The sequence below is a fragment of the Syntrophomonas zehnderi OL-4 genome, assembly GCF_000983115.1.
Classification (GTDB): domain Bacteria; phylum Bacillota; class Syntrophomonadia; order Syntrophomonadales; family Syntrophomonadaceae; genus Syntrophomonas_B; species Syntrophomonas_B zehnderi.
In genome coordinates, this window is sequence record NZ_CGIH01000014.1 from 1 (window position 1) to 1,050 (window position 1,050).

Annotated in this window: 1 protein-coding gene; it reads right to left on the reverse strand. The window is 42.8% G+C overall.

Annotation, left to right across the window (positions count from 1 at the left end; genetic code table 11):
• Positions 1–1,050: pseudomurein-binding repeat-containing protein (locus tag AAV90_RS04655; RefSeq protein ID WP_198142815.1), on the reverse strand; the 1,050-nt coding region annotated here is incomplete at both ends.

The following is a 1,050-nucleotide window of genomic DNA, read 5'->3' on the forward strand; positions in this document are numbered from 1 at the left end:
AAGGCTGCTTTGTTTCCGCTGGTGTTGTAGTAGTCGAGGATCATGCTGTACATGTATACGAGGTTTTCGTAGCGTAGGTATGTTCCTAGGCTGGTTTTGTAGGCGAAGTCTGGTGTTTTTCCGCTGGTGTCCATGTAGTTTTTGATGTCGTTGGCTATTTTAAGGTATTCTGTTTTGTAGATGTTTCCGGCTACTATGTTTTCTAGGGGGCTTGTGGGTGCGGTGAAGTTTTTTAGTGTTACGGGGTTGTTGTTTCCGTTGTTGATTTGTATGGTGGTAGTGGCTAGTAGTTCTAAGAATTGAGGCATAGTAACGTTGGTCGTGCCAATGAGTACAGTTGTTGGTAACAACCGGGTTGTTTCTATGGTATTCCTGACTGAGGTTGCTGCTTGTTTAATTTGGTCTATGGTAAATGTTGCGAGGACTGGTTGAGATACAACGCTCCATGGTTTCATTGCGGCGAAGGCTGCTTTGTTTCCGCTGGTGTTGTAGTAGTCGAGGATCATGCTGTACATGTAAACCAAATTTTCATATCGAAGTTGATTTCCTATACTAGTTGGACTAACATAGTTTGGTGTTTTTCCAGTGGAGTCCATGTAGTTTTTAACGGCATTTGCTATTTTAAGGTATTCTGTTTTGTAGATGTTTCCGGCTACTATGTTTTCCAAGGGGTTTGTGGGTGCGGTGAATGTTCTTAGTGGTATGGGTTTGTTGTTTCCGTTGTTGATTCTTATTGTGGTTGTGGTTAGTAGTTCTAGGAATTGTGGCATGGTAACTTCTGTGCTGCCTATAAGGATTGTATTGGGTAGTTTTTGATTATTCTCAATGTAATCTCTGACTGTGGTTGCTGCTTGTTTGATTTGGTCTATGGTGAATGTGTTAAGTACGGGGAGGTTGACTATGGTTATTGGTTTCATTGCGGCGAAGGCTGCTTTGTTTCCGCTGGTGTTGTAGTAGTCGAGGATCATGCTGTACATGTATACGAGGTTTTCGTAGCGTAGGTATGTTCCTAGGCTGGTTTTGTAGGCGAAGTCTGGTGTTTTTCCGCTG